Below are 275 nucleotides of genomic sequence, written 5' to 3'. Positions count from 1 at the left end.
AAAAAGAAAACAAACGAACACCCCTCGCGCTCGTTGGCTTGCAAGGGGTGTTCGCATTTTTATGTCTTGTTGAAATTAGCGTTTAACCAGAACAAATGCTTGTTTTACTTCATTCAAAGACAGGGCAACGGATTTGAACTTTTTACCGAGGTCTGTTGCAGGGTCAAACACGCTGTCTTGCGGGAGCGAAGCTACATAAACCGTATTTGTCGCTGTATTTTGAGCAATTTCATAGCCGATTGGTGGTTCAGCCGGGTTGTTAATGACATGATAGG

General features: G+C 43.6%; 1 protein-coding gene. It reads right to left on the bottom strand.

Features of this window, described 5'->3' with window-relative positions; genetic code table 11:
• Window positions 1-75: 75 nt before the first annotated feature.
• On the bottom strand, window positions 76-275 hold a 200-nt coding region (locus tag SB754_RS20140; protein ID WP_410784144.1), incomplete at its 5' end, for a hypothetical protein.

The organism is Leifsonia sp. SIMBA_070 (assembly GCF_046534635.1).
Lineage (GTDB): Bacteria > Actinomycetota > Actinomycetes > Actinomycetales > Microbacteriaceae > Leifsonia.
Note: the sequence above shows the minus strand (reverse complement) of the source record. Positions and strands in the feature narration are given on the sequence as shown.